The organism is Amycolatopsis sp. NPDC041971 (assembly GCF_055588925.1).
In genome coordinates this window covers 15,975-31,588 of sequence record NZ_JBVJCE010000028.1, presented here as the reverse complement: position 1 = coordinate 31,588, position 15,614 = coordinate 15,975, and the positions used below count along the sequence as shown (strand labels likewise).

Genomic DNA, 15,614 nt, shown 5'->3' with positions numbered 1-15,614 from the left:
GTTTTTCTTCGTTGAGGTCCGGCGGCGACACTAACACCCACCGCATCAGGAGAACAAACCCCGGGGTTGGCGTCAAGCCACGAACAGGCTGAGCAGGCCCTCGACCGAACGCACGATCACCCGGGCGGCGGCGCGTTCGGCGTGCGCGGCGTCGGCCCGTTCCGCCTCCTGCCGCCAGCGGACGAGCGCGCTTTCCGCGGTCGCGTGGATCTCGGCGGGATCCGCGTCGGGTTCGAGACCGAGCCGCTCGGTGGGCGCGAGTCCCTGCGCGCCGAGCAACCGGACGGCCTCCTCGGTGATCTCCCTGGACAACGCCGTGCGGCCACCTCGGATGCCGGCGATGAGCCGCAGTTCCCGGAAGTCGTGCGCGGCCGCGGCGAATCGCTCCACGCGAGCGGCCAGCCGGTCACCGCGCGGAAGCGGTTCGGCGGCGAGCAGCCCTTCCAGCCGCAACACCGCCGTGCGTGCCTTCAGCGCGTCGGCCCTCGCGACGAAGCATCCCGCGAGCGTGTCCCGCAGGTCGCCGAGGCCGCTGCGGTGCACGAGTTCCGCCGAAAGCTTCAGCCTGCTCTCGCAGCCGGTGCGGATGAGGGTGATCGCCAGCCGGACTCCGTAGAGACCGAACCGCGACACCAGGTGTTTCCTGGACTCCCGCGGGACGCGCACCGGGAACGAATCGTCCACAAAGGAATCCACGGACAGGAGGTACCGCTCCAGCTCCGGCCGGGAGACCGACGCCAGCGCGCGCAGTACCTCGAATTCGTCGTCGAGGAGCGCGCGTCCCGCGTACCCCAGTTGCCCGGCGACCGCGATGACCCCTTGGAACCCCGCGCAATCCGGCTCCTCGCGCCAAGCCCGTCGTGCCAGCTGTTTCGCGGTGAGCAGGGCGTCGATCCGGCCCGCGCCGACCTCGTCGGCCCTGCCGAGCACCAGCACCGAGTTCACCGCGGTCCGTCGCGCGAACGGCGAACCGCCCACCGGCCGGGTACCGGCTAGTTCGTCGGGTTCGAGGTGCCGCACCAGGCGCACCGTCGCGTCGACGTGTTCGGCGGGCGCCGGGGTGTCGAACAGGTCGAGTTCACGCAAGGCCCTGGTCGGCCATTCCGCCAGCGCGGAGACCAAAGTGGACTTCCCGGTGCCCGGCGTGCCGACGAAGCCGACCCGTAGCGGTTCTTCCAGTCGCTCCAGGCATTCCCGCAGCATCGCCACCGCGTGCGGGCGGCCGCGATAGTGCGCCGCGGCCTCGTTCAGGAATTCACGGACATCAAGTGCGGTGTTCACGCCGCCTCCGCGGGAAAGAGGACGTCGGCGGTCACGCGGAGAGCTCCCGGCGCGGCGCGGTGCCACTGCCGAGTGCCCCCGCCTTCCGGTGCAGTGCGGCCAGCCGGTCGATCTCCTTCTTGACCCGCTGGGTGCGCCGGTCCCGTTCGGCGGAGCCGGCGATGATCAGTTCCCGTCGGCGGGTCAGCTCTTCCGCGAGTTCGTCGGACAGCGCGGCGAAATGGTCGCGCAGGCGCCGCTGGACCTGACGGACCTCGTCCTTGATCTCCTTGCTGAACCGGATGAACACGTCGTCGACGTGGCGCTGTGCCGCGGCCTTCGCGAGCGCCTGGCGGCGCTGCAACCGCATCCCGCCTTCGTCACGCACACTCTTGGTCGCGAACGCGACACCGGCGCCGAGGGACACCGGGTTGATCAGCGGCAGCCCGGCGAGACTGGTGACCAGGCCGAACATCAGCACGCCGCCGTAGGAGCCGCGCAAGCCGGTGAAGAGTTTCTGCCCGATCTTGAACCGCTCGATCTTGGGGGCGCCGACCTCGGGGATCGAGTCCACCCCGGACCCGGTCAGCGGCAGTTCCGGGGCCTGGCCGTAGCGCGGCCCGAAACTCGTGGCGACCGCGTGCGCGATCCACGTCGCCCGGTCGGACACCCAGTTGTAGTTCGTCTCGACGGCTTCGGCGAGGTTCTCTTCCAGCCAGGTCTGGAAATCCGGCCAGATCTGCACCGGATCGCCTTCGTCGAAGGTGCGGTCGACATGCCGCACGATCACCCTGGTCCGCTCGCGCAGATCGTATTCGGCGTCGGAGATCAGGTCGGTGATCTCGTCCGACAACAGGTTCTGCCAGCGGACGTTCTGCCGCCGCAGTTCCTCGGTGCGCCGTTGTGCCTGGTGCAGCAGGGTGACCTGGTCGGCCCCGGTGTCCTGCGAGACGGCGTTGAGCCGCGCCTGCAGTGTCTCGACGAGTTCGACCGCCGCCGCCCGCACACTCACCGCGGCGGCGAGCGCGCGAGTGCGTTCGATCGGGCGCACGGCCTGTTCCCCCACCCAGTTCAGGAGTTCCGGGAAACCGGAACGTCCGTTCAGGCCGGCGTCACCGGCTTTCGCGGCGGCCTGGCGCACCGTCGCGGACACGGGGAAGACGTCGGCGACGACACCTGTCTCGGAGAGCGCGGCGCGATTGCGGGCGGCGAGTTCCCGCCAGTCCGGGCTCACGTCGATCTTGGTCAGCGCCAGCACCAGTGCGGGACACCAGGTCCGGATATGCCTCGCCAGCGCGAGTTCGGCGGGCTGGAGTTCCTGCGTCGCGTCGGAGACGAGGATCACCGCGTGCGCGTCGGCGAGGACGTCGAGGGTGGCCGCCGTGCGCGGCGATCGGGGGTCCCCTATCGCCGGGGTGTCCACCAGCACCAGTCCCGTGCCGAGCAGTTCGCGCGGCAGGCCGACTTCGACCCGGCGCAGCGAACCGGGCGGCCGTACCTCGAGTTCCTTGGCGAGATCTCCCACCGGCACGCTTTCCCTGGCGTACCCGACCAGCGTCGCGGCGGGGTCGGCGGCGTAGCCGATCTCCGTGGGCACGGCGGGTGTGCTCGCGTCCCCGACCGCGCAGACCGGCGCGTTCAGCAGCGCGTTGAGCAGGTAACCCTTGCCCTGCTTGGGAAAACCGACCACCGCGATCCGGGTGCCCGGCGCCCGCTGGTCTCGTCTGCGCCGGAGGCGTTCGGCCAGGTCGGCGCGACCGTGGGCGGCACAGGCGTCCAAAGTCTCGTTGAGCACGTCGAGCCAGGCTGGGGCTGTCACGGGGATGCAGTGTTCCCTTAACCAAGCGCGGAATCAATCTGGCATGAGCCAACACGGGCGTGCGGGCCCCGCGACCTGGTGCGGTCGCGGGGCCCTGACACAGAGCTGAAAAATATTCAGGTCAGCCGATGTGGAGGTCGTTGCCCGAACCGATGTCGCCGGTGCCGATGTTGACGTCGTTGAGGTTGCCGATGGTGTGGCCGATGTTGTTGCCGACCTCGGAAACCGTGTCGTGGACCTCGGTGACGCCCGCGTGGTTCGCAACGTTGGCGACCTCGTTGGCCACGTTGCCGGTCACGTCGCCACTGTTGTGGGCGATGTTGTTGGCGATGTCACCGTTGCCGTAGTTGTTCGCGATGTCGTGCACCTTGGTGGTGACGTCCGCGAGGGCCGTCGTCTGGCCGATGACGCTGGTCAGGTCGCCGACCGTGGACAGGAAGTCGGGCGCACCGCCCGCGACACCGTCGACGCGCGGCAGGTCGCTGGTCAGGTCGCCGACGGCCGGAACCGAGTCGACGGCCGGGAGACCGGCGACGTCCACGGCCGGGACGTCGTGGACCAGGTCGGTCGCGGTGACGGCACCGTTGGCGACGTCACCGACCTGGCTGACGGAGGCGGCGTCGAGGCCATGCGAAAGGTCGCCGGTCAGGCCGAAGCTGCCGACGGTGTTCTGCGCGAGCGCGGTCACGCCGGCGGCGGCGTTCGACACGTCGGTCACGTCGGAGACGGCCGGGACGGCGGGCAGGCCCGGGACGTCGATCGGCAGGTCGCCCACGGCGGGGACGGTGGGCAGGCCGCCCAGCTCCGGCAGACCCGGAACGGCCGGGAGACCGACCTCGGGCAGGCCCGGGAGCGCGTCCGCACCGGGAATGGCGACCGGCAGGCCGGCGGTCAGCGCGGTGAGCTGGTCGATCGCGCCCTGGACGCCGTCGGCGCACTCGCCATCGGTGCCGTCGACGACGCTGGTGATACCGCCGAAGCCTGCCAGGTTGCCGGCGGTGGCGGTGTCGACCGGGACGAAGTCGAGCACCAGCGGGACGACCTCGTGCACGTCGGCGGCGTTGATGTCACCGAGGCCGGCGTCGGCCAGCACCCGCTGCGGGTCGTTGGCGAACGCCACCCGGGCGGTGGTGTCGTTCAGCAGGTTCAGCGTGAAGTCGTGCAGGGTCTGGACGGAACCCATGGAAGGACTCTCCTGGAGGTCTAGGTCGGTGGGGCAGGCACAGCGGCCGGAGGGCACGGCTGAGCGCAGGCCACTGAAGTTAGTGAGCCGGTGCCACTGGGCACATCGGGGATCACTCCTGGTTGTCACTCACTCAGCCAATAGGGGATCGGTATGACATCGTTAGGGTGTTAGGGGCTGAACCGAGACGCGTTCAGTTGGGTTTAATGCCAACTCTCACCCAGACGGGTCAAGCCGTTCAGGTGAGTGGCCCTATTTGGTCCTTAGGGGCTGGTCAAGCGAAGGAGGATGCTCGTTGCCCTACGTCCTCGGCATCGATATCGCCTCGACCCGCACCACCGCCGCCACCTGCGTGAACACCGGCGACGGCTGGGGCGTGCCCGAGCCGACGTGGCTCGGCGCGCACGGTCCGGCGGCGGCGTCCGCGGTGTTACTCGACGACGACGGCTACCTGCTCACCGGCGACGCCGCCGTCGAAGCGGGCCGATCCGCCCCCGCCCGGCTGCTGACCGGGTTCCACGAGCGGGTCGGTGACGACGTCCCGGTGATCGTCGGCGGTGAGCGGTTCCCGGCCGAATCCCTCAGCGCGGTCCTGGTCGACGCCGCGGTGGATCAAGCGGCCGAACGCTTCGGCGAGAAGCCGCGGCACATCGTGCTCACCCACCCCGTCGGCTGGGGTTCGTTCCGCCGGGATCTGCTGCGCCGGGCCCTGGCCGAAGCCGGTTTCCCCCGCGCCGCGCTGGTCGCCGCGCCCATCGCCGCACTGCACGCCCACCTCGCCCCGCAAGGCGACGTCACCGCCGGTGTCTGTGAATTCGAGCCCGACGGCGCGGTCGTCACGATCGCCGCGGCCGGCGTCAACGGCTGGCAGCCGGTCAAAACGGTGGAAGGCGTCGAGCCCGGTGAGGCCGTCGGCAAGGTGTTCGAACTCGCGCACGGCGCCGGAATCCCGCCGCAAGCGCTGGCGGGCATCGTGCTCTGCGGCGACGCCCCACCGGTTCCCGGCCGGACACCGTGCCCCGTCTTCGCGTCGAGTGATCCGGTGCTGACGGCGGCAACCGGTGCGGCCAACATCGCCGCGCGACGTGACCTTCCTCCAGCCGGCGGCCCGGCGTCGAACGCCCTCGCGACCGTCGAAACCACCCTTCTTCCCCGGGTCGACGTGCCAGGAGAGCTCACCGAGCGGCCCGAACGACCGCCGGTCGACATCACCCCGTTCCCCTTGCCAGAACGCACCGGGACGGCGAAATTGCTCAGCCGACGCAAGCCACTCGTCGCCGGTGCCGCGGTCGTGGTGCTGGCCGCGTCCACGCTGTTGCTCACCTTGACCACTCGAGAAGCCACCGCGGACAAAGGTCCCGAAGCCCCTCCCACCACTTCGAGCTCGTGCGCGCCGGTCACCCCCGGCGTGACTTCCTCCCCCGAAGGTCGCTGTTGAACGCGCTGCTCGACAAGCCCGGCATCATCCCTCCGGGTGCCCGGCGCCTGCTCGACGAGGTGACCGCCGCCCCGGAACTTCCGGTGCGGGTCACCGTCGTCGCCCCCGGCGGGCACGGGAAGACCCATCTACTCGGCCTGCTCCGACGCCACTATGACGACGCCGGGGTCGAGGCTGTGCTGATCGACGACGCCGACCAGCTCGGCGACGCCGAGATCGCGAAGATCAAGGCGCTGGCGGAAGAAACGAGGGTGCCCGTCGTCCTGGCCTTCCGGCCTGCCGCGCGGACCACCACCTTGCGCGCCCTCGCCGATTCCTTCGGCAGATCGGTGACCTTGGGCGCGTTCGGCGTCGACGACGTGCGACGGCTCGTCGAGCACGCCGGCGGCGACCCGGCCACGGCGGCGGACGTCCACGCCAGGACCGCCGGCGTGCCGGGGCTGGTGGTGCGGACGGTCACCGGCAGGCTCGCGGACTTCCGCGGTGAGCTGGAGCAGCTGGACGACGACGTCCACAGGTATCTGATCGCGGCCGAGGCGGGCGCGAGCCGGAACCTCGACCTCCTGGCGGCCCTGCTCAACCGCGATCGCGAGGCCCTGCCCGAAGTCTTCGACAGCGCCAGGGCGACCGGTCTCCTCGGCGAGGACGATGTGCTGCTGCCGATCGCCGCCGAAGCCATCCGCACCTGGGGGTCGCCCGGGCGGCGGCTGACGGTGCTGCAACGGCTGGTGGAACTCCAGTTGCGCGACGGGCTTCCGGTACTGGACCTCGCCCGATCCTTGCTGGGAACGGGAAGTTCGGGCGCGAGCGCGGCGGCGGCCTTCGAGGCGGCCGCCCGTGAGGCGATGCCCGACGACACGAAACTCGCGGCGCGGTTCTACGAAGCCGCGTCCGAAGCCGGTGGGCGCGGCGCGGCGCTCACCGTCGGTTGGGCGCACGCCGCGGCGCTGGCCGGGGACCTCGACACCGCCCTCCGGCTCGGCGACGGGATGCTCGGCAGCACCTCGGATACGGACGCCAGGGCCGCCGGCGCCGAAGTGGCCGCGACCGTGCTCGCGCATCGCGGCGAACTGGCGCACAGCGCGGAGCTGTACCAATGGTCCGGCCGGGCCGGGTCGAAGGCGTTCGCCGCGATCGCGTTGCTGGGCACCGGAAAACTCGAAGCCGCTCGCGGCGTGCTGGAAACCCCCGAAGTCCCGACCCTGTTCGCGGGCGCCGCCTCACGGATGGCGCGCGCGATCACCGGTTCGGTGTCCGGCTGCGGCGCCGAAACCCTGTCGGCCCTGTTGGGCGCGGCTTCGATGCTGGAATCGGCGGGGGCGGCGGCGCCGCTCCCGGACAGCCCGGCGGCGCTCGCGGCATTGGTGGGCCTGCATTCCGGCGAACTCGCGCTGGCCGAGTCGGTGTTGAGCCGCGCGGTGAGCGGGCGGATCGGCGGCGACCTGCTCGCGAAACGGCATCGGCTGCTGCTCGGCTGGGTCGCGATGACCGCGGGTGACCTCAAAACGGCGTCCGAGGCCTTGATGCCGCCGGACGGTCTCGAAGCACGCGACGAACTTTTCGCCGCCACCCTGCAACTGGGCCTGGCGCGGCGGGCAAGTGATCTTCCCGGCCTGCAACGGTCATGGGACCGGGCGTATCAGGCTTCGATGCGACTGCAGCCGGACCTGTATTCGCTGCTGCCGCTGGGAGAACTCGCGATCGCGGCCGCACGGGGCGGCGCGAGCGCCAAACTGGCCGGGCAACTCGAGCGAGCGCACGCCGTACTCGACGCGCTCGGTAACCCTCCACTGTGGACAGCCACCTTGCGCTGGCACGAACTGCACGCCGCCATCACCGTCGAGAACCACTCGTCGGCCGCGGAACATCTGGCCGCACTCAACGATTTCGCGCGCTGCGGACGCTATCCGGCCGCACTCGCCGCCGCCGCGACCGGTTGGCTCGCGGTGTTGACCGGGACCTTCGACCCCGAAGAGATCACCGCGTCCTCCTCGGAACTGCACGAACTCGGCCTATGCTGGGACGCTTCCCGCTTGGCAGGCCAAGCGGCGATCCGGACTTCGGACCGCAAGGCGATGGTCCAGCTGCTCGAAGCGGCCCGCCAGTTCCAAGGGCGCGCTCCGGAACCCGCCACAGCCACCGGGCTGAGCACGTTGAGCGAACGGGAAATGGAGGTCGCCCGGCTGGTCGTCGACGGGCTGACGTACAAACAGGCCGGGAGCAAACTGTTCATCTCGGGGAAGACCGTGGAGCACCACATGGCCCGGATCCGGGGGAAACTCGGGGCCGGGGACCGGCGGGAACTGCTGACCATGCTGCGGGAATTGCTTCCCGCGGGCGAGGGCTGAACCCACTCACAGCGTCTCGACTGTTCCAGGGACTTCCGGCGCCCGTTCGTGTCGCGCTGCTGCCGGGCGGCACGGATCGCCACCTCCGCGTCAGATTCCAGAGAAGACACCGTCTTCGCCCCTGACCTCGTGACGTCCGCCCAGGCCATGTTCCCCGGGTTCATAGTGCTTTCGACACTCGACAGGCGAACGCCGGATCGGTCCGCCTGAGCTTTTCGGCAGCAGGCCGCGCGCGCTCAGATCCGGCGACCCGTGGCCGCCTCCCACCATTCGGCGTGCCAGGTCTCCTGTTCCGCAACGGTCACGATCTGATCGAGTTTCGCATCGGCCAGCGTATCGACGAGGTCGGCTGACGAAGTCTTGTGGCCGGCCCCCATTACGTAAATTCGCATACCGCCGCCCATATCCCTGCACATCCCGCTCGGATAAGTATCGCGGCGGGCCCCTTGCACGGCGATCGCCCAGCCTCCGGGTTCCAGCTGACGACGCAGCCGGACGAGTGCCTCGAACATGTCCATGGCGGTGGCCGTATACCGGTCATGGTCGAGGAAAAGTTCGATCCGATAGAGCGGTCGTGGCCCGTCGTAGCCGTCAAGCCAGCCCCGCAGCCGCGCTTGTCGTCGCTGAGCGGCTCGCGCCACCAGCACTTCTCGGTCTTCCAGCAGTCTCGGGTAGTCCTCGCTCACTCGTCCATTCAAGCAGGCAGCCGGGCTGTCGGTCGCGTTCGGCATGAGCGAAAGCCGCCGTTCACTCTCCGCGTAAATCCGATCACACCTTTGCTCGCGTTCGAACGTGAGTTCGAGTATGATCATGGCCATGACCACAACTCTTCCTTATAATACGAAAGCCGCTCGCTTTCTTGGCACCGCGTTCGACGAAGAGCTTTCGCTTCGCCGGACACAGGGTCGTCAGGTACGAGCGTTAGCCGACTTCGCCACTTTCGGTGGTTCGCGAAGATCGGTGACCGAGGAGGTCGCCTTGCGCTTCTCGGTCACCCGCAATCACGCTTTCCTGCTCGTCGAGACCTCCTGCGCCCTGGTCGCCCGCCTGCCGAACACGCTGGCGGCGTTGGAGCGTGGCGATATCGACCTGTACAAGGCTTCCAAGGTCATGCAGCTGACACGGGAAGTGTCGGACGAAGTGGCCGCACAGGTCGACGCCTGGCTGACCGAACGCCTCGCCGATCGTGATCCCGGCGCGATCCGGCGCTCGGTGAGTCACGCCGTGCAGAAGTTCGATCCCGACGGCTATCGCGAACGAGCCGCCAAGAAACGCGCGTTGCGGCATATCTCGTTGGAACAAAACGACGAGACCATGTCCACGCTCACCGGCCATCTCCCCACCGAAGTCGCCAGTTCCATCTACGCTTCAATGAGCCGAGCCGCGCGGGCCCGGCGGAACAAGGACAAGTCCCGGACCCTCGACCAGCATCGCGCCGATATCTTCGCCGAACGACTGCTCGCCGAGGACGGATACGGCAAGCCGCGTGCGCACATCCATGTCTATGTCGATTTCTTGACACTCGTCGGCGCGCGCGACGACCCCGCGACCCTCGCCGGGCACGGGCCCATCCCCGATTGGCTGGTCCGAGAGATCGCCTCTGACCCCGACTCGACCTGGTCGCGGCTGATCACCGACTCCGCCACAGGCCAACTGCTCGAAGCCGGCGCCGACAGATACCGGTCACCGGCGTCCCTGGCACGGTTGATCAAGGCGCGAGATCGCGAGTGCACGCAACCTGGCTGTCATCTTCCGGCCGAGTTCTCCGAGATCGACCACATCACCTCTTGGGCTCGCGATGGCAAGACCAACCAGCACAACTGCCACAGTCACTGCAAAAACCACAACCTGCTTCGCGAGGAGCCCGGGTGGTCGGCCGTGCCCACCGGCGACGGCGGCATGATCATCACCACGCCGAGCGGCCATACCTACGAGACAGCACCAGAGCCGTTCCACGAACCACGCACAGGTCCCGAGGACGACGATGAACCTCAGGCCTGAGCACGAGAACGGATGGTCGCAGAGGCTCGATACCGACACACGACGGCAACGAAACTCAGGCCCGTGTCCTCAATGCCTTCAAAGCCGCCCTGACCACCCGTCGCGAAGAATCCTCGACCATCGACCGCACCGTCTCGACCGGAACGGCATCCAGAATCCGCAGCGCCCCAACGGCTTGAGCTCGCACCCTGGCCACGGGGTGCCTCAGCAACGGATGCAGCAGCTGTCCGTCCTCTGCCCGCCCCGACTCCGCAAGTCCCGCGATGGCCCCCAGGGACGGGTTCGCACCGGAAACAGCGGACCGATACCAAACGACAGCGTCGACACCCGTACGCCGGGCGGCATCTCGTGCGAGCGCGCGGATCAGCGTGGAACGGTCGTCCAGCAGGCCGGCGATTTCCTCCCAGTGGCCGAGGCGCGCAAGTCCGGTCAGTGCGCTGATCCGTACCTCGCCGTGGCGGCAAGCGGCCAGCTTGCGCAGGACGTCCACGCGACCGGTCCAGACGGCCTCGCGAGCGACCGCCTCACCTGCTCGTGCGCGGATGCTCTTGTCGGAATTCGTCAGAGCGAGCCTGCTCAGCTCGTCGAGTTTGAGATCGTCACGCCGGGTTCGGACCTCGAACGCGAACTTCTGCACGGCGAAGTTCGGCGAGCACATCAGCTGCTCGAGCACTGTCACGGGGGCGTCGTATGCGGCCGCGTACAGCTGTCGCACGCCGAAGCCGCCGCGGCGACGGCGTCCCAGGTGAAGCATCATCTCGGCAGCCGGCCGCAGGTAGGGCGCCGGATCATCGTGCAGCAACCCGATGACACCCGCGCGGGCGACGTCGCGGACCGGAGACGCCCAGTCCGTCATGCGCAACAGCAGGAACGGAAGTGTCTCCGGGCGCGGTTTCGCCAGCAGTCTCGTGACCGCCAGTTCCCGGACCCGACCGTCGTGATGCGAAGCCGCGATCACGGTTGTCAGCAGTCCTGCCTTCCTCGCCCTGAGTTGCGGAGCGACTTCATCCAGAGCCCGCCCGTACCGCCTGTACCGCCAGTACTCGTCGAGAGTCGCGACGAGTGCCGGTGTCTCAGTGATCATCTTGAAGGCCGCCGCGAGTTCAGCGGCATCGCCGGACTTGTCGACGCGCACGAGCGCATCCACGAGCACGCCCGCACGGCGCCCCCGGCTCTCCATCGTTTCCTGGAGTGCCTCGGCCACGGATTTCTTTCTCCCGAAGATCACCCGGTGATCCTCTCCCATCTCCCACCCACCGCGCTCATCCTTTTCGCGGGTAGACGCCCGATCACAAGGCGCGTAGGAACGGTGAATGGCTGAGGAAAGGTCCAGACGAGTATTCCTGTCCACGTCGGCCGCGCTCTCGGCGGCTGCTCTCTCATCAACGGCACTGTCGTCAACGGCACTGTCATCAACGGCACTGTCATCAACAACCGCCCTCTCACCAACCGCCGACCCCGAGGCCGGAAAGCCAGGCGATCAGCTCACCGGCGAACGTGGCCCCGGCGAACGTCTTACCCCGCAACGACCCGACGCCGAACTCCGGGCGATCCTGCGGGAAATCGACGAACACCGGATCGAGGCCACCGTACGCAGGCTCGCGGCCTTCGGGACGCGGCACACGTTGTCCTCGCAGACCGATCCTGTCCGCGGCATCGGCGCCGCCCGCGACTGGATCTTCGCGGAGATGCGCAAATCCGCGGAACGATCGGGTGGCCGGATGAAGGTCGAGTTGCAGTCGTACCTGCAACAGCCCGCTCCGCCCAGGATCCCGGTCGCCACCACGATCACCAACGTCGTCGCCACGTTGCGCGGCTCCACCAGTCCCGAGCGGGTCTACGTCGTGTCGGGCCATTACGACTCGCGGTGTTCCGATCCGCTCGACGCGACGAAGGACGCGCCGGGCGCCGACGACGACGCCTCCGGGGTGGCCGTCGCGATGGAGCTCGCCCGGGTGCTCGCCACCCGCCGTCCGGCCGCGACCATCGTCTTCGCGGCGGTCGCGGGTGAGGAACAGGGGTTGTTCGGCGCGCGGCACATGGCCACGCTGTACAAGTCGGCGGGCACGAACGTGCAGGCGATGTTCACCAACGACATCGTCGGCTCGAGCCGGGCGGACGACGGCACGAGGGACCCGCGCACGATCCGGTTGTTCGCCGAAGGTGTGCCGACGTCGGAAACCCCGGCGCAGGCTGACATCCGGCGCGCGGTCGGCGGTGAGAACGACTCGCCGTCCCGTCAGCTGGCCCGGTTCGTGCGCTCGGTCGCGGAGAACGACGCGACCGGCATGGCCGTGCGGGTGATCCACCGGCGCGACCGCTACCTGCGGGGTGGCGACCACATCCCGTTCCTGGAGCAGGGATATCCGGCCGCGCGGTTCACCGAACCGCACGAGGACTACGCGCACCAGCACCAGGACGTCCGGGTGGAGAACGGCAAGCGGTTCGGCGATCTGCCGGAGTTCTGCGACTTCCCGTTCATCGCCAGGGTCGCGCGGGTCAACGCCGCGACGATGTGGTCGCTGGCGACCGCGCCGGGCACCCCCGAAGACGTCCGGATCCGGACGAACCGGCTGACGAACGACACGGATCTGGTGTGGCGGCGCGGAACAGATCCGGATCTCGCCGGTTACGAGGTCGTGTGGCGGGAGACGACGGCGGCCGACTGGACGCACGCGATCAAGGTCGGCGACGCGACCGAGGCTGAAGTGGATCTGTCGAAGGACAACGTGTTCTTCGGTGTGCGCGCGGTCGGGAAGAACGGCCGCCGTGGTCCGATCGCGTTTCCGACACCTTTGAGCTGATGCCACGATGACGATCACGCCCGACGACCTCGACGCGGCACTGGCGAGTGTGGTCAGTGGACTGCGTCCGGCGTCGGGCCGTGATTGGTCGTCGGCGCCGGGCACCGGCGAACTGAACGCCTGGCGTACGGCCGAGCATCTCGGCGACTGCCTCATCTCCTACGCGGGACTGCTGATCACCCGGCCGTCGACGCCGCGTTTCGTCTGCTTCGAATCCGTCGCCGACCGGGCAGCGACGCCGTCGGAACTGCTGGAGTTCGTCACGGTCGGCGGCGGCATCCTGGGCGCCACGCTCCGCACGACGGACCCGGACGTCCGCGCGTACCACCCGAGCGGCCGTGCCGACCTCGAGGGCTTCACCGGAATGGGCTGTATCGAGGCCCTGGTCCACGGCGAGGACCTGGCCAGGGGTCTCGACGTCACCCTCGACCCACCACGCGACGTCTGTTCGCGAGTACTCGCGCGGATGTTCCCGGAGGTGGACGCCGCCGACGTCGATCCCTGGACGGCGTTGCTGTGGGCGACGGACCGGGTGGACCTTCCCGGCCGCCCCTCGCGCGCCGGCTGGCAGTGGCGCGGCGCACCCCTGGACGGCTGACCGCGCAGTCGGCGAACCCGGAAATCGCTGTCAGAACGGGCCCGCACGCGTCGCACGGGTCCGCGGACAAGTTTCACTACGGGAGGCACAGCGCCGTTCACCGGGGCTTGCAGGCCACCACGGCGGCCTGAGCACCGTTCCGCCAAGCCACGGCCGCCTCACCGACCTGCCCGGCCTCCAGCGCCCGCAGGTGCCACGCGGCAGGCGGATGCCATTCGGCCGAAGGCGAATCGCCGAACAGCCGGGCCCTTTCGGCCACCGCCGGGCCGAGTACCGGGTCCTCCGCGACCTGGCTCCACCAAGTGCCCCAGAGGTCTTCACCGTCCTCGACCGTGGACGCCATCACCTCGCCGTCCGGCATGTCGTCCACGTTGGCCACGAATCCGCCCGCCCGCACGAGCGCGCCGAGTTCGGCGTACAGCTCGGTCAACCGGCCGGGCGGCAGATAGTGCAACGCCATGACCGCCAGAACGGCGTCGTAACCGGTATCCGGCAGCAGGGCGGCCCAGTCCGGCTCCCGTAGATCGGCCCTGACCACCCGCACCGAGGGCGGCAGGGACGAGCCGGCGATCGTCAGCAGCACCGGGTCGAGATCGACCAAGGTGACCTCCGCCCCAGGCACGCGTTCGAGCAGGCGGGAGCAGAGGGTGCCCGTGCCGCCTCCCACGTCCAGCACCCGCGGCGCCGGACCTTCGCACCGCGTCGCGACCAGTTCGATCATCCGGTCGATCGCTTGCGCGCGCCCTGGCTGATATCTCGCCATCAGGCGTTCCCACCCGTCGTTCCAGTCACTCACCATCATGATGGTAATGATAATCGATATCACTTTGCGAGCGCTTCGTCACGGATCACCTCCGGGCAGTGGCCGCGGTACGGCCAATCGGCGCAATTTGGCTGCTGAAGCGTTTGTCACGACGGAATCCGGGAACTTTTCCGGCATGTCCAGATGGCGAACCACCAGTAGGAGCAACACCGCCGTGCGGGTCATCACCGGCATCGGTGCGGTGTTCGCTTTCATCGAGCTGCTGTACATGGTGATGGTGCTCGCAGGAGCCAACGCGGGCAACGGCTTCTTCATCTTCATCCAGGCGCTGGCCAAACCGCTGGCGTTGTTCTGGCCTGGCCTTTTCCCGGTGAGTGACCCGAATCTCGCGGTCATTCTCGACTACGGCCTGGCCGCGGCGTTCTGGGTGATCCTGGCGGGTGTCATCGCCCGTTTCGCGGCCCGCTGACCCCCTGCGGCGGCGATCGGCGTCCCGTTCGGCGACACTGGTCGGATGAGCGACGGCAGATGGTTCGACCTGAACCCGCTTCCCGAGCTGTTCGGCCTGGCCGCCGCCGGGCGGGCGCTGTTGCCGAACGTGCCCGTGACCCCGGCCGCGGTGCTGAAGACCGTAACCGAACAGCTGGTCGGGCGGCGGCTGACGGCCAGGGTGGACGGGCACGACGTCGGCCTCACGCTGACCGCGCTCGACTACCAGGCCGACAGCCTCAGCCTGGCCGCCACCGGCCGGATCGGCGACGTCCGCATCATCGCCGACGACGTCGACTGGCCGGAGACGCCGCTCGAACGCATCACCGTGCTGGCGTCGAACGTCCGTCTCCGCTCGCTCCCGTCCCCGGCCGCCATCCCCGAACAGGTACGGATGGCGATCCGGGTTTCGCCCGAAGTACTGCAGGCGCGCGTGGCCGAAGCTCGGCCGGGCATCATCGTGACCCCCGGCGACGACGGGCATTTCCACGTCCGTTGGGAAAAGCGGCCCCACTGGGGGCATCTCGCCTTGGAGTCCACTGTGGAGAGCGGCGAGGTGGTCCTCCGGCCGATGGCCGTCCACATCGGACGCCGCCGGTTCGGCCCGCCGTCCCGCCTCAAGCCGATCGTGCTACCCCTTCCCGAACTCCCGCAAGGGGTCCGGCTCACCGCCGTCGAGGCGCACGACGGTCACCTCGTCCTGCACGCGCTGGCGGAGGAATGGCCGGAAAGGCTGTCCACCATCCCGCTCGGCGATCTGCTGGGCTGGGTGACGACGGCGGTGACCACCCTGACCCTGCCGAGGGGGGGGGGGGGGGGGGGGGGGGGGGGGGGGGGGGGGGGGGAGGGGGGGGAGGGGGGGGGGGGGGGGGGGAGCAAAAAACTCGACCCCCCACAACCCCACCCACAAG

General features: G+C 69.1%; 13 protein-coding genes. 7 read left to right on the top strand and 6 right to left on the bottom strand.

Annotation, left to right across the window (positions count from 1 at the left end; all coding sequences use genetic code 11):
* Window positions 1-72 precede the first annotated feature (72 nt).
* From ACZ6DT_RS38070 to ACZ6DT_RS38060, 3 genes are all read right to left on the bottom strand, one after another.
* On the bottom strand, window positions 73-1,281 hold the full coding sequence (locus ACZ6DT_RS38070; RefSeq protein ID WP_465604297.1) for a GTPase: 1,209 nt from the start codon (window positions 1,279-1,281) through the stop codon (window positions 73-75).
* A gap of 31 nt (window positions 1,282-1,312) precedes the next feature.
* Window positions 1,313-3,079, bottom strand: a complete 1,767-nt coding sequence (locus tag ACZ6DT_RS38065) for a dynamin family protein (protein ID WP_465604295.1) — start codon at window positions 3,077-3,079, stop codon at window positions 1,313-1,315.
* Window positions 3,080-3,200: 121 nt separating this feature from the next.
* Window positions 3,201-4,262, bottom strand: coding sequence for an IniB N-terminal domain-containing protein (locus ACZ6DT_RS38060; protein ID WP_465604293.1), 1,062 nt, complete (start codon window positions 4,260-4,262; stop codon window positions 3,201-3,203).
* A 295-nt stretch (window positions 4,263-4,557) separates the two neighbouring features.
* Here ACZ6DT_RS38060 and ACZ6DT_RS38055 point away from each other — a divergent pair, with 295 nt between their 5' ends.
* Window positions 4,558-5,700 (top strand): molecular chaperone DnaK, encoded by a 1,143-nt coding sequence (locus ACZ6DT_RS38055; protein ID WP_465604292.1) that lies wholly within the window; start codon window positions 4,558-4,560, stop codon window positions 5,698-5,700.
* Window positions 5,697-8,048, top strand: coding sequence for a helix-turn-helix domain-containing protein (locus ACZ6DT_RS38050; RefSeq protein WP_465604290.1), 2,352 nt, complete (start codon window positions 5,697-5,699; stop codon window positions 8,046-8,048). The genes ACZ6DT_RS38055 and ACZ6DT_RS38050 overlap by 4 nt, the downstream gene beginning before the upstream one ends.
* 236 nt (window positions 8,049-8,284) lie before the next feature.
* On the opposite strand, the gene ACZ6DT_RS38045 is transcribed toward ACZ6DT_RS38050, so the two are convergent.
* Window positions 8,285-8,866, bottom strand: coding sequence for a hypothetical protein (locus tag ACZ6DT_RS38045; protein WP_465604288.1), 582 nt, complete (start codon window positions 8,864-8,866; stop codon window positions 8,285-8,287).
* Window positions 8,867-9,008: 142 nt separating this feature from the next.
* Between ACZ6DT_RS38045 and ACZ6DT_RS38040 the strand changes: the two genes are divergently transcribed.
* The gene (locus ACZ6DT_RS38040; RefSeq protein ID WP_465604349.1) at window positions 9,009-10,049 is read left to right on the top strand and encodes an HNH endonuclease signature motif containing protein; all 1,041 of its coding nucleotides are present in this window, start codon (window positions 9,009-9,011) and stop codon (window positions 10,047-10,049) included.
* Window positions 10,050-10,104: 55 nt separating this feature from the next.
* On the opposite strand, the gene ACZ6DT_RS38035 is transcribed toward ACZ6DT_RS38040, so the two are convergent.
* Window positions 10,105-11,277 (bottom strand): HEAT repeat domain-containing protein, encoded by a 1,173-nt coding sequence (locus ACZ6DT_RS38035; RefSeq protein WP_465604287.1) that lies wholly within the window; start codon window positions 11,275-11,277, stop codon window positions 10,105-10,107.
* Window positions 11,278-11,362: 85 nt separating this feature from the next.
* Here ACZ6DT_RS38035 and ACZ6DT_RS38030 point away from each other — a divergent pair, with 85 nt between their 5' ends.
* Window positions 11,363-12,853 (top strand): M20/M25/M40 family metallo-hydrolase, encoded by a 1,491-nt coding sequence (locus tag ACZ6DT_RS38030; protein ID WP_465604286.1) that lies wholly within the window; start codon window positions 11,363-11,365, stop codon window positions 12,851-12,853.
* Window positions 12,854-12,860: 7 nt separating this feature from the next.
* Window positions 12,861-13,451, top strand: coding sequence for a maleylpyruvate isomerase mycothiol-dependent enzyme family protein (locus tag ACZ6DT_RS38025; RefSeq protein WP_465604284.1), 591 nt, complete (start codon window positions 12,861-12,863; stop codon window positions 13,449-13,451).
* Between the two features lie 97 nt (window positions 13,452-13,548).
* Here the strand turns inward: ACZ6DT_RS38025 and ACZ6DT_RS38020 are convergent, their stop codons facing one another.
* Complete coding sequence (locus ACZ6DT_RS38020) at window positions 13,549-14,253, bottom strand: class I SAM-dependent methyltransferase (protein WP_465604282.1); 705 nt, start codon at window positions 14,251-14,253, stop codon at window positions 13,549-13,551.
* Between the two features lie 175 nt (window positions 14,254-14,428).
* Here ACZ6DT_RS38020 and ACZ6DT_RS38015 point away from each other — a divergent pair, with 175 nt between their 5' ends.
* Both ACZ6DT_RS38015 and ACZ6DT_RS38010 read left to right on the top strand, forming a co-directional pair.
* Entirely contained in the window at window positions 14,429-14,683 is a 255-nt protein-coding gene (locus ACZ6DT_RS38015) for a hypothetical protein (RefSeq protein ID WP_026467456.1), read from the top strand.
* Window positions 14,684-14,728: 45 nt separating this feature from the next.
* A partial coding sequence (locus tag ACZ6DT_RS38010; protein ID WP_465604280.1) for an LmeA family phospholipid-binding protein occupies window positions 14,729-15,614 on the top strand: 886 nt, incomplete at its 3' end.

What these genes read in the sequence shown, in the direction of transcription:
- ACZ6DT_RS38060 (WP_465604293.1), bottom strand. Translation starts at nt 4,262, where the DNA reads ATGGGTTCCGTCCAGACCCTGCACGACTTCACGCTGAACCTGCTGAAC.
- ACZ6DT_RS38045 (WP_465604288.1), bottom strand. Translation starts at nt 8,866, where the DNA reads ATGGCCATGATCATACTCGAACTCACGTTCGAACGCGAGCAAAGGTGT.
- ACZ6DT_RS38030 (WP_465604286.1), top strand. Translation starts at nt 11,363, where the DNA reads ATGGCTGAGGAAAGGTCCAGACGAGTATTCCTGTCCACGTCGGCCGCG.
- ACZ6DT_RS38025 (WP_465604284.1), top strand. Translation starts at nt 12,861, where the DNA reads ATGACGATCACGCCCGACGACCTCGACGCGGCACTGGCGAGTGTGGTC.
- ACZ6DT_RS38020 (WP_465604282.1), bottom strand. Translation starts at nt 14,253, where the DNA reads ATGATGGTGAGTGACTGGAACGACGGGTGGGAACGCCTGATGGCGAGA.